The organism is Roseixanthobacter liquoris (assembly GCF_043195135.2).
GTDB lineage: Bacteria > Pseudomonadota > Alphaproteobacteria > Rhizobiales > Xanthobacteraceae > NCEH01.
Window position 1 is genome coordinate 273854 of the sequence record NZ_CM195537.1, and the last position, 18474, is coordinate 292327.

Here is an 18474-nt window from a genome sequence, read left to right on the forward strand (position 1 = left end):
AAATATCTCCAAAAATGCGGAAAATAACTTTAATTAATCATCGAAATTTATTCTCTTCATCTCTACCACAATCGGCCGCCTCTGCACATAGGTGAGGATCGTGCCCGTATACTCCCCCAGGATGCTGATAAAAATAAGTTGCACCCCGAACAAGAAGAAACCGCCAATAACGAGCGGGGCGATGCCAAGAGGAAAAGAATTCCAGAAAATAAGCTTCATCACGAGATACGCGAAAGCTGCAAAAAGACTCAATCCGCCGATGACGAAGCCCACAAATGCCGCGATCCGTAGGGGAACTTTGGAGTGCCCGACCATCCCGAGCCACGCCATGTCATATAGCGTGTAGATGTTATTCTTCGAGATGCCGCGCATGCGGCGGGGTTGGACAAACGTAATCGTCTTGACGGGATAGCCAAGCTCAGCCAGCAAGCCGCGGAAGAAGGGATATGGGTCATCAATCTGCCGGATATGGTCAAGCACCACCCGGTCAAAAAGCCCAAAGCCGGTGGCATCCTTGACGATGGCGACTTCGGACATGCTGTCCAGCAATTGATAATAACTGCGCCGCAGCCAGTGAAAGGCCGAATTTCCCTCAGACGAAGGCTTTACCGCCAGAACCAGCTTGAATCCGAGCTCCCAATGCCGAATAAATTCCGGGATCATCTCGGGAGGATCTTGCAAATCGGACGCCAGGTAGACCGTTGCCACGCCGCGCGACTGGAGCACACCATAATAAGGCGAACGGATATGTCCGAAATTCCGGGCGTTCAGAATGACCTTGAAGGTCTTGTCCTGCGCCGCGATCTCTCTCAGCTTTGCTTCCGTCGAATCGGTGGAGTGATTATCAATGACGATAATCTCGAAGTCATAACGACTTTCCAGCTCAACGATCGCCGCCTTAATGCGCCGATACAGCTCTTTAATATTTTCCTCTTCATTGTAACAAGGCGTTACAATGCTGATAAGTGGCTTGCCTGACATCACAAACTCCGCCCTGACGCGGCAACCGCTGCCCTGTCCCCGGCCCCGCACACAGCGGCCAGATCCGCGGAAGCGCCACGGGCCTCCGCTCCGGATCTCACCACCCGCCGCGCCGGTTGGGACAGGAGTCCTATGGAAAAACAATACATCATCGTTACCTGTTCAGCGACTTTTCGGCCCCCGAGGCCGCGCAGCGTGGGGAGAGACCCGGGGCGTTTGACCGCGGCGCGCATGCCCGCGAGCGAGCATAGGCACAGCCGCGCGGCGCACCGCCTGCCGGAGTACCGAAAGAGGGAAGGTCGAAGAGCTGGGTCAATGGTCGAGCTTCCTCAATCGAAAACTGATTCGGCTATGCCAAAGATAACTCGTCGCGATCATCCCCAAAATCAAACCGGCCTGGGCGTAAATCGGGGGAATTTTTCCGATCTCCACAAGAATGGGAAACACCCCCAGAATAACCCAGAACGAAATCGCGTGATAACCAATGAATCGCCCAAACTCCCGCAGCACATTTCCCTTGGTGCGAAACACAAAAATCTTATTCGTCATGTAGGCGAATGAGATCGATAAGATCTGCGCCACAACCAGAGCGATCATGTAGTGAGAGGAATCGCCAAGCGCCCATATGAGAGCCGGGAATATCGCCAGCCCGAACGCAGTATTGAGCCCTCCGGCGAACAGGAAACGAATTTTCGTTTCATGCTCGATCAGAAGTCCGCGCAGACGCTGGGGGATGGCGATATTCATCATTGATCATCTATCAAGTCGATGATCATGTTTTCCCGCAGCTCTTCGCGGCTGAGGAAGGGCGAAAGATCCTCCAACGCCGGCGACGTGATGCGTCCGTCCGGATGCTGCTTGGCCCCGAGCTTCGGGGCGAACGCCACGGCTTCGTCGAGCATCACCTCGCAGATCGCCGGCCCTTCGATCGCCAGGGCCTGCTGGATGACGACGTTGAGCTCGCCATGCGAGGAAATGCGCAGAAACGGGAAGCCGAACGCTTCGGCGAGCCGCTTGAAATCCGGAAAGGTCACGCCGCTTTTGGGTCCGCCACCCACTTCGACGCCAGCAAAGAAATTGCGCTGCGACTGGAAGATCGAAACATATCCGCTGTTGTTCAGCAGGAATATCTTGATCGGCAGCCGGTTTCCGATGATCGTCTGCAATTCCTGCAGGTTCATCATGATGGAGCCGTCACCCGCCAGGCAGATGACTTCCTTGTCGCCATTTGCCTTGCAGGCACCGATCGCGGCCGGCAGGTCATAGCCCATCATTGCGCTTCCGGAATTCGACCACAAGCGCTGGCCCTGCTTCAGCTTTCCGGCCTGGAAGCTGACGATGCACGCCGTCGCATTCGCGGCGACGACGAGCGCGTCCGAGGGTAGATATTCGAACAGGCGGTCCATGAAGCAATAGGAATTGACGACCCGATTGCTCCAATATTCCGGCTGCACGACGGAAAAACGACGGCGGCGCTCCTGCGCCCAGTCCAGCCATTGCGCGTGCTCGGCCGTTGGCCCCGCATAGTCTGCATCGGCAAGCGCCGGCAGAAGCACCGCGAGGTCGGCCACCACCGGCATATCCGCCTTGATATTGGGGCGGTCCATTTCCAGCGGGTCGATATCGACCCAGATCTTGAACGCCTCGCGGGCAAAGGACTGCCAATTGTAGCTGATCTGGCGAATGTTCAGGCGCGTTCCGAGGATGAGCAGGCAATCCGAATTCTGCGCCACGAAATTTCCCGGGCGATCGCCGATGGTGCCGGGCCGCCCGCCGTTCAGCGGGTGGGTCTCCCACAACAGGTCATGGGCGCTGAACCCCGTCACCACGGGGATCTTGAGCTTGTCGATCAGGCGCAGGAACGCCGCGTGCTGGCCGCTCAAATGAACGCCGTTCCCGGCGTAGATCACCGGGCGCTTGGCCGCGGCGATCCGCGCCAAAATCTGGCGGCAGGTGTCCTCGAGCTCGAAATCCTGGCTCCAGGACGCCCCCAGCTCGGCGGGGTCGAAGCCCGCCAGGTCGTCGGGATCGATCAGCGAGGCCTGCACATTGAGCGGAATGTCGAGCCAGCAGGGGCCGGGCCGGCCGGAGACGGCGAGATAGACCGCCTTTTCCAGATGATAGCGGATCGACCGCGGGTCGGTGACCATCTGGACATATTTCGTGACCGGACGAACCAGCTCCTCAATATCCAGTTCCTGGTCGCCATACTGGCGCAGGGGCATGCCGGTGGAGCGGACCGTCGTCTCCATCTTCACCTGGCCGGAGATGACCAGCATCGCGATCGAATCGGCGAATGCGCCATGGACGCCGGTGATGGCATTCGTTCCGCCGGGGCCGGACGTGACATTGGCAACGGCCAGCTTGTTGTTCACGCGATAATAGGATTCCGCCGCGATCGCACAGGCCTGCTCGTGGTGATTGAAAACGCATTCCAGATCGGGGTGCGTGCCGAACGCGTGATTGAGATGCATGGCGCCGCCTCCGGTCACCATGAACACATGCTTCACCCCGAACTCGACAAGCCGCTGCGCGACCCAGTTCGAAAGCTTGACCTTGGTCATTGCTTCCATCCATTCCACATTGCTGTGCGACGTATCGCGTCTTCTAGGGGCACCGTCGTGAACAATTCAAGTTTGGTCGCGGCGCGCTTGGTTTCCGGAACATATCGGCCGGGATTCCAGCCTGTCTCGACCGCGCCAAGCACGGTGAATTCGCCGTTCCCGACCGTGCGCGAAACAATCTGCGCGAGGTCGCGGATCGATATGCCCTGGTCGGAGCCGACATTATAGGCCGCGCCATCCTCGCCCCGGGCGAGCAGATGCCACAGCCAGGTCGTCAGATCGCCGGCATACATATAGGAGCGGACCGGCATCCCGTTTCCGTTCACGATCACCGGCTTCCCGGCCATCGCATCGCGGATGAAATTGCCCGCGGCGAAATGAATGTCCAGCGATATATACGGGCCCAACAGGGCGAAAATCCGTGCGGTGGTGATCGAGAGCCCGAACTGGGCGCGATAGATCGCACACAACATTTCGGCCGCGCGCTTGCCCTCCGCATAGGCATTGCGGGCCTGCGTGCAATCGGGAGCGCCGCGCCAGGTTTCGGCGACGTGTTCCATCTCCCATGGCTGCTGGCCGTAGACCGCGCCGGAACTGAGATAGAGAACCCGGGGAATCTTGTTCTCAACCGCGAAATTGAGCGCGGTGCGCGTCCCGGTCAGGACGGTGTCGAACATTTTCAGCGGGTTGTGCTCATTGAGATCGGCGCTGGCGTCGGTTGCGGCATGGATCAGATGCGTGAAGCCGGCGGCCTTGTGCGTGAAATCGCGGACATCGCCCGTGACGAACTTGAACGCGCGAAACGAGGCGAGGTGCGGGGCCTTCGCTGCGAAGGCATCCACATTTCGCGTCAGAACGGTCACTTCGATGTCGAGGGGCTGGCGCGTCTCGGCATACCGAAGGCTTTCCAACAACCAGCAGCCAACGAAGCCGGTGCCCCCGGTCACGAAGATCCGCGCCCCGCGCATCTGCGCCCACACCCCCGCGGTGTGCCGGAAAACATCGGCCAAGTCGTCTTCGATAGACCAGCGCGTCACTGCGGATGCCCCCTGCTGTCACAACGATCGCCGCGGAGTCCGCGGCACGCTCCAAAAGCTGCTTCCTAACTCGCGGGCGAGCAGGCAAGAAGCGGAAGCGGGTAGCCTTTCTGCTCGATCAACACGCACTTATATCCGAACTTTCCAAGCGTTTTTTCGCAAATCGGCGCCGTCAGCCCGTTCACATCGTGGCACTCGATCATGATCTTCGGTGAATACCTGGCGAAAAACTCCGGGCAGTCGAAGATTTCGGTTTCCGCACCTTCGATATCGCATTTGATGAAATCAACGCGGTCGAGGTTTTGCCGCTCCGCGAGCTGCGCGAGGGTGAGGGAGGCGACCTCGATCATTTTGCCGCGCCCGGTTCCGACGATCGATGTCGCGGAGCTTCCCATGCTGCCTTCGCTCGAGAAGCTGATTCCCTTGTCGTGCTTCCAGATTGCCGCCTTCACCAGATCGATTTTTCGACCCGTGAACCTGCCGTACAGGGCGAAGTTGCGCTCGCATGCGGAAATGTTCTGCTGGTCGGCCTCCACCGCGATCACCCGCCCGCCGGAGGGAATGGCCTGATCGAACAGCACGCAGGTCAGGCCGGAATAAGCCCCGAGGTCGAGAACGACGTCGCCGGCCTTAAGGTCCGCGAAATCAATATACTGGCCCGTGGTCACAATCGGCTCGGCGACGGCCGGGAAAAACACCGGAAAAAGATCGAACCCGCGCACATCGTGCCACCGCGGCGTCGAATAATCGGCGATTTGGCGGTCGCCGACCGTGACCGGCACCACGCCTTCAAAATAGAAATCGAAATTATAGATCGTGTCCTTGAGATATATTTGCTGCTGCACGCCCAGCCGAATTTCACGATTTCCATTTATGATGGAATAAAATTCACTGTTTCCCTTGACAATATAACCACGCCCACGCGACTGCATGCGGACAACAAAATTGAAGATGGGCACGAGGAGGCTCATCGGAACTACGCGACGAACAGCGTTTTTCAATCGTGCGTCCATAGATGCCCCATCACTCCTGCGGCGCCACGACACGCGTGCCGTCAAATCAGCCGAACGTCAGATCCTGGTCGCGTCTTCCACTTCCAATATTTCGTGGATGGTCAAAAAACAGTCAGCCCGACGAACGCCGTCATCATATCCGCCGGCAAAGAAGACGAACCGAATCCCCGCGGCCGCGGATCCTTTTTGATCCACGGTGCTGTCACCCACAAAGATCGCGTCGTCCGGTCCGGTCCCGATGCCGGCCAAGGCCGCCAGGATCGGCTCGCTGCTTGGCTTCGACGAAGACGTGGTGTCACCGCCGATGACGGCACCGAAATAGCCCGCAATTCCGGTGTCTTCAAGCAGTTTCACGCATAGGGATTCCGGCTTGTTGCTACAGATCGCGAGCGCCATTCCCTTGCGCGCCAGGCGCTCCAGCGCTTCCGGCACGCCGCTGTAGAGACTGGATGCGGGCACCGTATAGGCAGCGAGGCGCCGGCGAAAATCGGCCAGCTCCGCATTGCAGTCGGGCCTTTGCAGATCGAGCGCGCGGCGAACCAGCGTCTGCGCCCCGAGGCTGATCCACCCGCGATAGGCGCTGTCGGACATGGGCGCGAGGCCCTGTTCGCCGCGCATCTCGTTCAGGACGGAAGCCACCGAAGGCGCGCTGTCAACCAAGGTCCCGTCCAGGTCGAACACGATGCCGCGTACCTGCATCAGCGTCGCCTGGGAATGGCATACAGAACGGACTCGAACGTATTGAACATATGCTGACGAATATAATAATCGTAATCGTCGACAATGCCGGCGATGAGAAGAAGGAGATCCCACACATCTTGGGGTTTATGATACAGCGAAGCGCAGATGATCGGCCGGTCTTCCGCGATCAGCCGACTCGCGCCCTTCAGCGCCATCGCCTCGCTCCCCTCGATATCCAGCTTCAGAAGATCGACACGGGTGTTTGAAAGCATGTCGTCGAGCTTCACCGTCGCAATGCGGGTGGTCCCGCCGCGATCGACGACGCCGCCTTCGCCTTCGCCCGAAAATGACAGGATTTCGTAGGTTCCCGCGACCGCGAGGGGAAGGCATTTTGCAGCGCCGCTGAACCCGCGCACATTCGCGACCAGGGCTGCATAATTCCTGGTGTCCGGTTCGAACAGATAGGCGTCCGCGACCGGGACGTGCCGGTTCAGCGCGACATAGGAATCACCGTCGAACGCGCCGCAATCCACATAGCAGAACGCCCGGTTTGCGAGGTGCGGGAGCGTGAGGTCGCAGAAATACTGCTCCTCCGGGTCCATGTGGGCGGCGTAGCCGAAGTCCTGCCCAGCGCGGAAGCGGATGATGCGGGAAAAAAGCGTCCGGCTTCTTTCATCCGACAGCATCTCATAGGCCTGGCGAATGCGATCGATCTCGCCCTTCGCAATCTCGGAGGAGCCCAGCCAGAACCGCCACCCCATGTGATCCTCGACCTGGGGATAATAGTCGAACGGCCAGAACAGGCGCTCTATTCCGGCCGCACGGCCAATGCTTTCGATATCGCCGTAGGATGTCTCCCGGTTGAAGATGCCGACAGCAACCTGCGCCCCCGGGCCGAGGGCCTGCGGGCCGGTGGCAATCGGCAGGATCGGCAACCCGTCGCAGCTCTCGGCGGCCGGCTTCGTCGCAACGAAGCCGGACACCTGCGCGCCCTTCGCCCGGAGCGCCGCCGCGGCGGCGCGCCCGAACGATCCGGTGCCATACACCCAGACGGGCAGGCCAAGGTCCAGCGCGCGCGCTTTGTCGTCACTGGCATGGATCGCTGCGGCAAGTTCAGAAAATGACATGGCTGTCTTCCGGCGTAACCGCCCTTAAATGCCGCGCGTTTCGATGAGCGCCCGCAGCGACGGGTTCTCGTTGTACGGTCCGTCGACGTGGGTGATCATCAAGGGCTCGTTGGCCTTGATCGGCTGGACCAGCTTCTCGCCATCCATGACCTCGCGCACCGAAAGCTGACCCTTGAGCAAGGGAATCGCCATGTAGAAGTCGCGCTCGAAGGCCTCCTTGGAGAAAACATAGCCGGGGCTGAGGTCCGTCCGCGCATAGGCGCCGCGCACCAGGGCATCGAGATATTGCACCTCGCGCCGGGTGATCGGCCGGCGCTCGCTGCTGCGGCCGCCGCACATCTCGCGCGCCTTGTGGAAGGCCTTGAACCACTCGTCGCAATTCTCGGGCAGCGAGCAGTAAGGCGACACCGCGACGCCTTCATAATTCACGTCGATATGGCGCTCCCAGGTGCGGGCGCCCTTGCCGTAGGAGATCAGCATCGACGAATGCCAGTCATGATATTCGTGCGTGGACAGCCCGATGACATGATTGGGATAGCGGGTCTTGAAATAGTCGATCTGGTCGAGGTCCAGCTCGGCGTCTTCCGACGGGTACAGGGAGACGCAATGATTGATCGCGAGCGGAATGTTGCGCTTCTCGAAGAATTCGACCAGATCGTCCATGTCCTTTTCGGACGCGCCGCCCGTGGAGACGATGACGGGCCGGCGGGTGCTGGCCACCTTTTCGATCAGCAGCCAGTCGTTCATGTCCGACGAGGCGATCTTGATGATCGGCATGTCGAAATAAACGCAAAGGTCGACGGAGGCCTCATCGAAGGGCGTCGCCATCGGGATGGCATCGACCGCCCGGATCTCCGCCACCATGCGCGCGAATTCATCCTTCGAAAGCTTGGTATCTTCCGTTTTCTTGATATAGCGCAGCTCGGTATTGCCCTTGAACTGCGGATGGATGAATTCATCGACGTCGCGGAATTGCAGCTTGATCGCCGCCTTCACGCCGTTGTGGCGGATAACTCGGCCATGATCACGAATGATCTTGAGCCCGCGGTCGAGCTTACCCCAGTGATTGTTAGCGAGTTCGAGAACAAATAAGTTTTCGAAGCGCTCGCGATCCCTTTGCTCAAGCATTGCCGTTTCCCGTCTGAACGAATCCATCGATCTGCGCAAGTGTAACCTTGCGCATTTCATCACCTCGATTAGCAGCCGAATGCCAGGCCACGGTTTCTTCCAGCGCGCGAGCAAGATTCCAGCGCGGTGTCCATTTCAATATCGCTCTTGCCTTTGAACAATCAAGTTTCAACAGGCCGGCCTCGTGAGGCCCGGCGTCATCGTCCAATTCCCAGCGGTTGGGCTCGCCCCACAGGGTCGTCATCTGATCGACGATCCATTGAACCGTTCGTTCATCGGCGGTATCTGGGCCGAAATTCCAGCCCTGGGCGACCGCCGCGCCCTGTTCCACGAGGCGCTGGGCGAGCAGAAGATACCCGCTCAGGGGCTCGAGCACATGCTGCCACGGGCGGACCGCGCCGGGCCGCCGGATCTGAAGCGTCTTCCGCGCGGAGAGTGCCCGGATGATGTCCGGAATCAGCCGATCCTCGGCCCAGTCGCCGCCGCCGATCACGTTGCCGGCGCGGGCGCTGGCAAGAAATGTCGGCGTTCCCGACTGCGACTGATGAAAGAACGAGCGCTGGTAAGCGGAGGTTACCAGCTCCGCGCAGCCCTTCGAACTCGAATAGGGATCGAATCCCCCCATGGGGTCGGTTTCGCGATAGCCCCATAGCCACTCGCGATTCTCATAGCACTTGTCGCTGGTGACATTGACCACCGCCCGAACGCCGCCCTGGGCGCGCACCGATTCGAACAGATTGACCAGCCCCAGCACATTGGTAGCGTAGGTTTCCGTCGGATCGACATAGCTGCGACGAACCAGGGGCTGCGCCGCCAGGTGAAGCACGATCTCCGGCGCGCACGCGCGCATCGCGGCGTCGAGCGCGGGCCGATCCCGGATATCACCGAAAATCGACGTCATCCCGCTGGCGACGTCGGCGACCTCGAAAAGCGACGGCGTGGTATTCGGAGGCAGCGAAAAGCCCGTGACTTCAGCGCCAAGATGTTGAAGCCAGAGGGACAGCCAGCCCCCCTTGAAGCCGGTATGTCCGGTGAGGAAGACCCGGCGGCCGCGCCAAAATTCCGACGCGCTCATGCGAGACCCTCAACGACATCAAGGTCGACCAATCCCGCAACGGCCTCAATCACACCGAACACTCCTTCGCCACCCGGCCCCATTGCCAACAGCCGCCTCAAGCTCCCTGTCGCCAAGACACCTGAAGCGCCTTGGAAAGACCTGCCTCGACGCAAGCGTGAGGGGCCGGCACATTCTTCATACCGCATCGCACGCGCCCGACATTGCCGGGTTGGCATGAACGCGGAATGACATCAGTCCCACACTTTCCACGGCGCCTTGCCGGTTTCCCACAGCGTTTCAAGGCTGGTCTTGTCGCGCATCGTATCCATCGGCTGCCAGAAGCCGGGATGGAACCACGCCTGGAGCTCGCTGGCACGCGCCAATTGCTCGAGCGGCTCGCGCTCCCAGAGCGTGTGATCGTCCGCGATATAGTCCAGGACCTTGGGAGACAGGACGAAGAAGCCGCCATTGATCCAGCCGCCGTCTCCGACCGGCTTTTCCACAAACGCGGAAATGCGGTTGCCGTCCAGCTGCAGGGATCCAAAGCGACCCGGCGGCTGAACCGCGGTCATGGTCGCGAGTCGGCCGTGCGATTTATGGAAATTGATGAGCGCCTCGATATCCACCGATCCGACGCCATCGCCGTAAGTCAGACAGAAATCGCCCTTGATGTAAGGGGCGGCGCGCTTCACACGACCTCCGGTCTGCGTCCCCTCGCCGGTATCGACCAGCGTGACGCGCCAGGGCTCGGCTTTTTTCTGATGCACTTCTATGGAATTATCTTCCATATTGATAGTGACATCGGACATGTGAAGAAAATAATTCGCGAAATACTCTTTAATCATGTAACCCTTGTAACCGCAGCAAATGATGAAATCATTCACGCCGTACCAAGAGTATATCTTCAAGATATGCCAGAGAATAGGCTTTCCGCCGATCTCTATCATCGGCTTCGGCCGGAGGTTGGATTCCTCGGAGATGCGCGTGCCGTAGCCGCCAGCGAGAATGACCGCCTGCATTAATGCTTCCCCGCTCCGCCGCACCAGATATCCCGGACCTACTAAGGCACCTTGATATTGAGTTCAAGCCCTGTATCGGCAACTATAGGTGGGATCGTCGAGCGATCCGGCCAAGAAGCTTGGCAGCACCCGCCGCTGAAAAGCGGCGAGCTGACGCTGCGGCACTCCGCCGCCGGCCGGCCGGGCGACCCGGTCGGATCCGCGGCGGGCGGGACGAAATCAGGCCCAGGGGCCGGACGCGGCCGAAGGGGCGCGCGCCTTATTCGCCGGTTTCCGCGTGCTTTGGCGGTATTTCAGGCTGCCAGATGGGGCCATCGTCATATTTGCCGGATCGCAGATAGTGGACGAGAGGGTTCAGGCCCTCCCGCCTCAGGTCCCGATGCAGCGCATAATAATCCTTGGTCGAAAAGAATGGCCCCGGGTCCCGCCCCTCCTCGGCCCCGTGCAGCAGGTAATGGCGAACCGGATCGACCTTCATCCTGGCGATATCGGGATAGTGCTCAAGATACCATTGCGGATCGAATAGACGCGAGCTTCGCAATAGCCTCAGATCCGGCGACCGATCGAAAAGCCTGCGGCCGAGGCTGAGCAACTGGGCCCCCGCCAGACGAAAAGGGTGGGATGCCATAGCCCGCCCCTGGCGCGCCCGCTCTTCCTTGAACCCCTCGCCGGTCTCAAAGGGCAGGAGCGGCCTGCGCACTTTGCGGCCGTAGGTGAGACCCGCCACGGCGGCCTGGGTGACGTCGATGAAATGGGTGAGCTGGCGCTCGAACGTGGCCTCGGCCTGCCGATATTCCTCGATGACCAGATGCACCGTGCGCTTCGCATGCGCGACCTGTTCGGGGGTATCGCCCCAGGCAATCCCGTTACGGCCGAACTCCTTGTCGGCGAGCGGCACCTGGAAGAAGGGATTCGGCATCAGGATCGTCGGGCAACCACACAGCATCGCCTCCAGGCACAGCGATGTATTCTCGAAACAATAAAAGACTTCGCTGTTACGAAACAGTGTGGCGAGCTCTTCCACCGTCTGCGAGTCGGGTTGATCGCGGGTGATCTCCGTGCTGCCGGCGGGAATCCCGAATACCTCGCCCCCATGAACATATTTATACTTCATGGCGGTGTAGCAGCTGCCGGCGCGCACACCGGTGTCAGCGGCGTTGAAAATACGCGTGTCCACATGGGGCAGAAACAGGACATTGTCCGGCGCCCCGCAGAATTCGGCGAGGATCTTCGTGTAGCCGAACACGATGGTGTCCGGGGGAAAGCTGGCATCTCCGCCGAGAAATCCTGGAAAATTAAGGACGTAGCGGACAACCGTCTCCGCATCGAAGGGATTTCCGGACACCACCTCCGGATAAATGACGATCGGCCGGACCCCGGTCTCGAAATGATAATCGACAATGTCCTCGGTCAATAGCGGGGTCAGCAGGTCCGGATGCGTGCCGATGCCGTCGGCGAGCGGCGTGGGTGAAAAAAACGCGCGCTCGCCTCTCAAATTCAACATATGGCAGAGTAAATGAAGGGACTTGATGCCGGCCGACATGCGCGTATAGCGAGGCGCGACAATATAATAAGGGTTTCGCTGCGGGTCTGGAAATTTCATTAGAGAAGAGATCGACTCGATTGGCTGGAAGACCGAATATTCTTAACAGGGCGCGCGGATGATCGGCGAGGGAGGCTTTTTATGCCGGCACCCTTACAGAGTATGCCCGGTTCGGCAAGGAGCGACAGCCGCAAACGGCATCGTCGCCGAGGAACGCCCGGACCTAGGCGGCGTCCACAGCGGCACCTTGGCCGTCCCCGCAGCGCGGGGCGCGAAATGTCATCATTCCGTATTTCTTGCTGGTTTGACTAGGAAAGGGATAACCGATATCGCAAGCGCGAACGCGTTCGGTTATCCCAGGGCAGTCACGATCAGGTGCCAGTTTCATGAACGACATCCTAATTAAGCAGGCTACCGACGTTCTGTCGGGGGAAACAGACAATCCGGAGGAACTCCGCCGGCTGATCGTCGAACTCGCGGCACGCTATTCAGATATCGCTCACAAGCCCAAGCCCTTTGTCCCCGGCTCGTCTTTCGTGCCGGTCTCCGGGAAGGTGCACGGCGCCACCGAGATGCAGCTTCTGGTGGAAGCGTCTCTCGATTTCTGGCTGACCACCGGCCGCTTCAACGACGCGTTTGAAAAGCGCCTCAAGGGGTTCCTGGGCGCCCGCTTCGCCCTGACCTGCAACTCCGGGTCGTCGGCCAATCTCCTGGCGGCCAGCGCCCTGTGCTCGCCCCTCGTGCCGCGCCACCTAAAACCCGGCGACGAAGTGATCACCTGCGCCACGGGTTTCCCCACCACCGTCAATCCCATCCTTCAGAACCAGCTGGTGCCGGTTTTTCTGGATGTTCACCTCCCCACCTATAATATCCGGTCGGACCTGATCGAAGACGCGATCACCAGCAAGACGCGGGCCATCATGGTAGCCCACACGCTGGGCAATCCGTTCGATCTGGACACGGTCATGGAAGTCGCCCGCAAACACGATCTCTTCGTGGTCGAAGATACCTGCGACGCCCTCGGCGCAACCTATGACGGCAAGACGGTGGGGACGCTCGGCGACATCGGCACGGTCAGCTTCTATCCGGCCCATCATATCACCATGGGCGAGGGCGGCGCGGTCTTCACCAATAAGAGCGTCCTCAAGCGCGCCCTGGAATCGATCCGTGACTGGGGGCGCGACTGCTGGTGCGAGCCGGGCAAGGACAATACCTGCAAGCAGCGGTTCAACTGGCAGCTCGGCGATCTGCCCGAGGGCTACGACCACAAATATACCTATTCGAACATCGGCTATAATCTCAAGATCACCGACATGCAGGCCGCGGTGGCGCTGGGCCAGATGGACCGGCTGGAAGGCTTCATTGCCGACCGCCGGCGCAATTTTGCCGTCCTGAAGGACGCCCTGAAGCCGTTCGAGGAGTTCCTGATCCTTCCCGAGGCGACGCCGAAGTCCGACCCGTCGTGGTTCGGCCTGCCCCTCACGGTCCGGGACGGCGCTCCCTTCGCGCGCAACGCACTGATTCGCCACCTGGAAGACAACAAGATCGCGACCCGCCTGTTGTTCGGCGGAAACCTGATCCGTCAGCCTTATTTCAAGTCTCAGACCTACCGGGTCCACGGCGATCTGACGAACAGCGACAAGGTGATGAACTCCACCTTCTGGATCGGCGTCTATCCGGGCCTGACGTCGGACCATCTGGCATACATGGCGCAGACCATTGCGGATTTCTGCCGCAAGCTTTGACCCGCGGCAGCTTGCAGGGCACGAAGCGGCACGGCGACGAGAGCGTCGCATCCGCCTCGTGCCGCTGCCGCCCGAGAGGGCATGGCCGGCCATCAAGGCGCGGCCGGTCATCTCCGAGAATGTGGCGCGGCGCCGCCGGCCACCGGGGGGCACCCCCGAAGTCCGTGCCAGGGACCATCCTCCCGCATCGCCACCGCATCCAGGGCCGCGGAGGCGCCCCACGCCGAGGCTTGGTGGGAGAAGGGCGCGCGCAAAGCCGGCCAAGCAGCCCGGTTTAGACCCCCTGGGTCACCCGCGCGTCCGCTGGACCCGCCGCCATACCCCCTGACCTTCAAATTCCCCGACGCATAAAAAATGCCCGCTCAAGGCGGGCATTTTTCAGATATCAGCCGACCGAAGCCGATCAGGCCTGGGGCTGGGGCTCGATGCTGCCGGCGGGACCTTCCGGGCGGGGCCGGTTCTTGCCGGCGGTCGGCACGACGGACGCGCGGGGATTGGCGGGCTCGATCACCGTGTCGCGCACCGGCGGCTTGCCATCGAGCAGGTCGATGATCTCGTCGCCCGAGAGCGTCTCATATTCCAGCAGCCCGCGCGCCAGGGCCTCCAGGCCCTCGCGGTTTTCCGTGAGGATGCGGGTGGCTTCCTGATAGCCCTCGTCCACCAGCCGGCGCACTTCCTTGTCGATGGTCTGGGCCGTCGCTTCGGAAATATTCTGGTGGCGCTGCATGGACATGCCCAGGAACACCTCGTCCTGGTTCTCGCCATAGGCCACCTGGCCGAGCAGGTCGGAGAAGCCCCAGCGCGTCACCATCATCTTCGCGAGGCGGGTCGCCTGCTCGATGTCGGAGGCCGCGCCCGAGGTCACCTTGTCATGGCCGAAGATCAGCTCTTCCGCCACGCGGCCGCCCATCATGATCGCAAGGCGCGAGGTCATCTGCTCGTAGGACATGGAGAGCTTGTCGCGCTCCGGCAGCTGCATGACCATGCCGAGCGCGCGCCCGCGGGGAATGATGGTCGCCTTGTGCACCGGGTCCGTCGCCGGAACCTTGAGCGCCACGATGGCGTGGCCGCCCTCGTGATAGGCGGTCAGCATCTTCTCTTCCTCGGTCATGACCAGCGAGCGGCGTTCCGCCCCCATCATCACCTTGTCCTTGGCGTCCTCGAACTCGCTCATGGTGACCATGCGCTTGTTGCGGCGCGCGGCCATCAGGGCGGCTTCGTTGCACAGGTTCGCGAGGTCGGCGCCCGAGAAGCCGGGGGTGCCGCGCGCGATCACCTTCAGGTTCACGTCCGGGGCGATGGGGATCTTGCGGGCATGCACCTTCAGGATCTGCTCGCGGCCCACCACGTCCGGGTTCGGCACCACGACCTGACGGTCGAAGCGGCCGGGACGCAGCAAGGCGGGATCGAGCACGTCCGGGCGGTTGGTGGCGGCGATGAGGATGATGCCCTCGTTCGCCTCGAACCCGTCCATCTCCACCAGCAGCTGGTTGAGGGTCTGCTCGCGCTCGTCATTGCCGCCGCCGAGACCGGCGCCGCGATGACGACCCACCGCATCGATTTCGTCGATGAAGATGATGCAGGGGGCGTTCTTCTTGGCCTGCTCGAACATGTCGCGCACGCGGCTCGCGCCGACGCCCACGAACATTTCCACGAAGTCCGAGCCGGAGATGGTGAAGAAGGGCACGTTGGCTTCACCCGCGATGGAGCGGGCGAGCAGCGTCTTGCCGGTGCCCGGCGGGCCGACCAGCAGCACGCCGCGCGGGATGCGGCCGCCGAGGCGCTGGAACTTCTGCGGGTCGCGCAGGAATTCCACGATCTCGGTCAGCTCGCTCTTGGCTTCGTCGATGCCCGCCACGTCCTCGAAGGTGACGCGGCCGTGCGCCTCGGTCAGCAGCTTGGCGCGGCTCTTGCCGAAGCCCATGGCCTTGCCGCCGGCGCCCTGCATCTGGCGCGAGAGGAAGATCCACACGCCGATCAAGGCGATGAACGGCAGCCAGGACACCAGCAGGCTGACGAACCAGGGCACGTTGTCCTGGATCGGACGCGCCGTGATGGAGACGCCCTTTCCGTACAGGCGCTGCACCAGCGTGGGATCATTGGGGGCATAGGTCTGGAAGGCGCGACCGTCGGTGAACGAGCCGGTAATGGTCGGCCCCTCGATCACCACGTCGCGCACCCGGCCCTGATCCACGTCGGAGAGCAGCTGCGAGAAGGAAATGTCGTTCGCGCTGGTGCGCTGTCCCGGGCTCTGGAAGAGCGAGAACAGGGCCAGAAGCAGCAGAACGATAATGACCCACAGGGCGAAATTGCGAAGGTTGGCGTTCATAAATTCCTCACGGGGAGCGCAGCGACGGCGCTCCCGCATCGGGCTTCCAGTTGCCCGGAATGGCCATTCTGCGTCATCGCTCACCTTGCGTCCGAGGCTAAAATAGGTCGCGCCCTCTGTCTTGCCAAGGAGAACAGCAGCCAGAAGACTCAATTATGCGCTATTGCCCATGCGGCGGGCACGCCGCGGCAAGGCTCGCGCAACCTCCAGCCGGCTCGGCGCGAGATGAATGCGGGCGCCCGCCAGGGTGGCGTAAACGCAGCGGCCGTCGGCCTGCGCGGCGCCGAGGCGGGCCATCAGCCGTTCCAGCTTGGCCAGCTCCACGGGCCCTTCGTCGCCCACCGTGTCGAGCAGGCGCAGCATGACCCGCAGGGCGATTTCCTCCGGCAGGGCGAAGAAAGCGGCGCGGGGAAGGCGGATCGGCCCCGCTGCCGGCCAGGGTTCCGCCGCGAGCGCGGCAAGGGCGTGGTCCGCCGCCTGCTCCAGGGCCGCTTCGGCGCGCGCCATGCGCCGCCCGAGCCGGGAAAGACCGGCGGCGTCAAGCCCCTCGCCCGCCAGCAGCGGCATCAGGGCGCGCAGCCGAACGCGCGTGAAGGCGGGGTTCGCATTGGACGGATCACGGACGAAGCCGATCTGCGACGCCTCCAGCGTGGCGATCAGGCGCGCCTTGGGAATGGCGAGCAGGGGGCGCAGCAGCATCACGCCCTCGCGACGCGTCGCGGCCGCCATGCCGGCGAGGCCGGAGAGGCCGGACCCGCGCGCGAGGCGCATGAGGATCGTCTCGGCCTGGTCGTCGAGCGTATGCGCCGTCACGATGGCCTGCGCGCCCACCTGCCGGGCATGGGCCACCAACAAGGCGTAGCGGGCGGCGCGCGCGCGCTCCTGGATGCGGCCGGTGATCCGCGGGCCGGCCCAGTCCAGGATCGCATGGGGAACGGCAAGGCGCCGCGCCTGATCCGCGACCATCCGCGCCTCGTCCGCCGCCGCAGCGCGCAGCCCATGATCGACGGTGGCCGCGAACAGCGCGGGCGCGGCGGGATAAAGGCGCGCCCATCGGGCAGCGAGCTCCATCAGCGCGGTGGAGTCCGGCCCGCCGGAACAGGCCAGCAGCACCGCCGGAAGGGCGCAAAGCGGGGAAAACAGCGCAGGAAGTTCTTCATCCCCCAGGGGATGCGGCGCGGGTGACGCTGCCTCAGCAGCCGGCACGCTTCTGCTCGCGTTCCACCGCCTGGCGCACCGTGGAGGAGGCGCGGGGATATTTGCGATCCACTTCGCCGAAGGTGGCGCAAGCCGCCTCGCGCTCGTTCAGCGAGGCCAGCGATTGGCCCAAGCGCAGCAGCGATTCCGGCGCGCGGGTGGAATTGGGATATTTGGTCGAAACCTGGAGGAACAGCTCGGCCGCGTCCTTGAACGACTGGCGCTGGAACTGGCTCTCGCCGAGCATATAGACCGCGTCCGGGGTCAGCCGGTCGGAGGGGTAGGCCTGGAGGAACTGGCGGAAAGTCTGTTCCGCCGCCGCATAATCCTGGCGCTGGATCTGGCCGTAGCCGGCATCGAACAGCTCGCGCGCGCTGCCGGCGGGGGCGAGGGCGGCCGTCTGCGCACCCGGAACGCCCGCGCCCGCGACGTTCGCGCCCGCGCGCGGAGGCGCCGCGCCGCCGCCGGGGCCGATCTCCAGCGGCACGCTCGGCCGGGCAAGGCCGGCGGAGGCGCTCGCCGGCGAGCCCAGGGGCTGGGGCGCGCCCGGCGCGACCGGATCCTCGTTCGGATCGAAGGCGTCGGATCGCTTGCCGGTGCCCGGAACGACCGGAGCGGCAACCGGCGGCCCCGCGGGGGGCACGGCCACCGGCGCGGCGCCGGGCACGCCGGCCGGACCGGGGGCACCGGCCGTCGGCGCGGCGGGGCGCGGCCCCTTTCCGCCCGAGAGGCGGTATTCCACATCCTCCTGGAAGCGCCGCACCTGCTGTTCAAGCTGCTGGTTGCGGTACTGCAATTCCTCGATCTGGCCGGTCATCGTACGCAGCTGGTTTTCCAGCCGGTCGATGCGCAGCACGGTCTCGGATTGCGCGGCAGCGGCGGCCTGCTCGTTCTGGACCGCGCCGGGCGGCTTGAAGAGGTCGCCGAAGGGATTGTTCTGCGCCTGCGCGCCGCCGGCCGCCAGGCTCAGGCAGGCGGCGAACAGGAGCGCTCGGGCACCGGAAAGCGGGCGCATCATGGTCCGAATCGCGAAAGGGGTTGACGTGAGGGACA

The 18474-nt window shown here is 62.4% G+C and carries 15 protein-coding genes; 1 reads left to right on the plus strand and 14 read right to left on the minus strand.

The features are described from left to right. Nucleotides 1–33: 33 nt before the first annotated feature. The 11 genes from V5F84_RS01240 to V5F84_RS01290 all read right to left on the minus strand — a co-directional run bounded on the left by V5F84_RS01240 (nucleotide 34) and on the right by V5F84_RS01290 (nucleotide 12150). Nucleotides 34–981: a glycosyltransferase family 2 protein gene (locus tag V5F84_RS01240; protein WP_394045409.1), complete on the minus strand. Its 948-nt coding sequence runs from the start codon at nucleotides 979–981 to the stop codon at nucleotides 34–36. Nucleotides 982–1293: 312 nt separating this feature from the next. After that, entirely contained in the window at nucleotides 1294–1731 is a 438-nt protein-coding gene (locus V5F84_RS01245) for a GtrA family protein (protein WP_509277144.1), read from the minus strand. Next, complete coding sequence (locus V5F84_RS01250; RefSeq protein ID WP_394045405.1) at nucleotides 1728–3545, minus strand: thiamine pyrophosphate-binding protein; 1818 nt, start codon at nucleotides 3543–3545, stop codon at nucleotides 1728–1730. The genes V5F84_RS01245 and V5F84_RS01250 overlap by 4 nt, the downstream gene beginning before the upstream one ends. Beyond that, entirely contained in the window at nucleotides 3542–4555 is a 1014-nt protein-coding gene (locus V5F84_RS01255) for an NAD-dependent epimerase/dehydratase family protein (RefSeq protein WP_394045403.1), read from the minus strand. The genes V5F84_RS01250 and V5F84_RS01255 overlap by 4 nt, the downstream gene beginning before the upstream one ends. Before the next feature lie 92 nt (nucleotides 4556–4647). Beyond that, entirely contained in the window at nucleotides 4648–5541 is an 894-nt protein-coding gene (locus tag V5F84_RS01260; RefSeq protein ID WP_394045401.1) for an FkbM family methyltransferase, read from the minus strand. Nucleotides 5542–5652: 111 nt separating this feature from the next. Further along, complete coding sequence (locus tag V5F84_RS01265; protein ID WP_394045399.1) at nucleotides 5653–6294, minus strand: HAD-IA family hydrolase; 642 nt, start codon at nucleotides 6292–6294, stop codon at nucleotides 5653–5655. Beyond that, nucleotides 6294–7403, minus strand: coding sequence for an FkbM family methyltransferase (locus V5F84_RS01270; protein WP_394045397.1), 1110 nt, complete (start codon nucleotides 7401–7403; stop codon nucleotides 6294–6296). The genes V5F84_RS01265 and V5F84_RS01270 overlap by 1 nt, the downstream gene beginning before the upstream one ends. Nucleotides 7404–7427: 24 nt before the next feature. Then, nucleotides 7428–8531 (minus strand): N-acetylneuraminate synthase family protein, encoded by a 1104-nt coding sequence (locus tag V5F84_RS01275; RefSeq protein ID WP_394045395.1) that lies wholly within the window; start codon nucleotides 8529–8531, stop codon nucleotides 7428–7430. Next, on the minus strand, nucleotides 8524–9606 hold the full coding sequence (rfbG, locus tag V5F84_RS01280) for a CDP-glucose 4,6-dehydratase (RefSeq protein ID WP_394045393.1): 1083 nt from the start codon (nucleotides 9604–9606) through the stop codon (nucleotides 8524–8526). The genes V5F84_RS01275 and rfbG overlap by 8 nt, the downstream gene beginning before the upstream one ends. A gap of 233 nt (nucleotides 9607–9839) precedes the next feature. Next, complete coding sequence (gene rfbF, locus V5F84_RS01285) at nucleotides 9840–10607, minus strand: glucose-1-phosphate cytidylyltransferase (protein ID WP_394045391.1); 768 nt, start codon at nucleotides 10605–10607, stop codon at nucleotides 9840–9842. A 259-nt stretch (nucleotides 10608–10866) separates the two neighbouring features. Beyond that, nucleotides 10867–12150 carry a hypothetical protein gene (locus tag V5F84_RS01290; protein WP_509277145.1) on the minus strand — a complete coding sequence of 428 codons (1284 nt, stop codon included), beginning with the start codon at nucleotides 12148–12150 and terminating at the stop codon, nucleotides 10867–10869. Nucleotides 12151–12536: 386 nt separating this feature from the next. On the opposite strand from V5F84_RS01290, the gene rfbH reads away from it, so the two are divergent. Beyond that, complete coding sequence (gene rfbH, locus V5F84_RS01295; RefSeq protein ID WP_394045387.1) at nucleotides 12537–13895, plus strand: lipopolysaccharide biosynthesis protein RfbH; 1359 nt, start codon at nucleotides 12537–12539, stop codon at nucleotides 13893–13895. 403 nt (nucleotides 13896–14298) lie between these two features. Here rfbH and ftsH read toward each other — a convergent pair whose 3' ends face one another. The 3 genes from ftsH to ybgF all read right to left on the minus strand — a co-directional run bounded on the left by ftsH (nucleotide 14299) and on the right by ybgF (nucleotide 18439). Further along, on the minus strand, nucleotides 14299–16224 hold the full coding sequence (gene ftsH / locus V5F84_RS01300) for an ATP-dependent zinc metalloprotease FtsH (protein WP_394045385.1): 1926 nt from the start codon (nucleotides 16222–16224) through the stop codon (nucleotides 14299–14301). Between the two features lie 153 nt (nucleotides 16225–16377). Further along, nucleotides 16378–17295 carry a tRNA lysidine(34) synthetase TilS gene (gene tilS / locus V5F84_RS01305; RefSeq protein ID WP_509277146.1) on the minus strand — a complete coding sequence of 306 codons (918 nt, stop codon included), beginning with the start codon at nucleotides 17293–17295 and terminating at the stop codon, nucleotides 16378–16380. 121 nt (nucleotides 17296–17416) lie between these two features. Then, complete coding sequence (gene ybgF, locus V5F84_RS01310; RefSeq protein WP_394045381.1) at nucleotides 17417–18439, minus strand: tol-pal system protein YbgF; 1023 nt, start codon at nucleotides 18437–18439, stop codon at nucleotides 17417–17419. Nucleotides 18440–18474 lie beyond the last annotated feature (35 nt).

Bases quoted from the DNA above. Each gene is read 5' to 3' on its own strand.
- ftsH (WP_394045385.1), bottom strand. From the start codon at position 16,224: ATGAACGCCAACCTTCGCAATTTCGCCCTGTGGGTCATTATCGTTCTG.
- V5F84_RS01290 (WP_509277145.1), bottom strand. From the start codon at position 12,150: ATGTCGGCCGGCATCAAGTCCCTTCATTTACTCTGCCATATGTTGAAT.
- rfbG (WP_394045393.1), bottom strand. From the start codon at position 9,606: ATGAGCGCGTCGGAATTTTGGCGCGGCCGCCGGGTCTTCCTCACCGGA.
- V5F84_RS01270 (WP_394045397.1), bottom strand. From the start codon at position 7,403: ATGTCATTTTCTGAACTTGCCGCAGCGATCCATGCCAGTGACGACAAA.
- tilS (WP_509277146.1), bottom strand. From the start codon at position 17,295: ATGGAGCTCGCTGCCCGATGGGCGCGCCTTTATCCCGCCGCGCCCGCG.
- V5F84_RS01265 (WP_394045399.1), bottom strand. From the start codon at position 6,294: ATGCAGGTACGCGGCATCGTGTTCGACCTGGACGGGACCTTGGTTGAC.
- ybgF (WP_394045381.1), bottom strand. From the start codon at position 18,439: ATGATGCGCCCGCTTTCCGGTGCCCGAGCGCTCCTGTTCGCCGCCTGC.
- rfbF (WP_394045391.1), bottom strand. From the start codon at position 10,607: ATGCAGGCGGTCATTCTCGCTGGCGGCTACGGCACGCGCATCTCCGAG.
- rfbH (WP_394045387.1), top strand. From the start codon at position 12,537: ATGAACGACATCCTAATTAAGCAGGCTACCGACGTTCTGTCGGGGGAA.
- V5F84_RS01245 (WP_509277144.1), bottom strand. From the start codon at position 1,731: ATGATGAATATCGCCATCCCCCAGCGTCTGCGCGGACTTCTGATCGAG.
- V5F84_RS01275 (WP_394045395.1), bottom strand. From the start codon at position 8,531: ATGCTTGAGCAAAGGGATCGCGAGCGCTTCGAAAACTTATTTGTTCTC.
- V5F84_RS01240 (WP_394045409.1), bottom strand. From the start codon at position 981: ATGTCAGGCAAGCCACTTATCAGCATTGTAACGCCTTGTTACAATGAA.
- V5F84_RS01250 (WP_394045405.1), bottom strand. From the start codon at position 3,545: ATGACCAAGGTCAAGCTTTCGAACTGGGTCGCGCAGCGGCTTGTCGAG.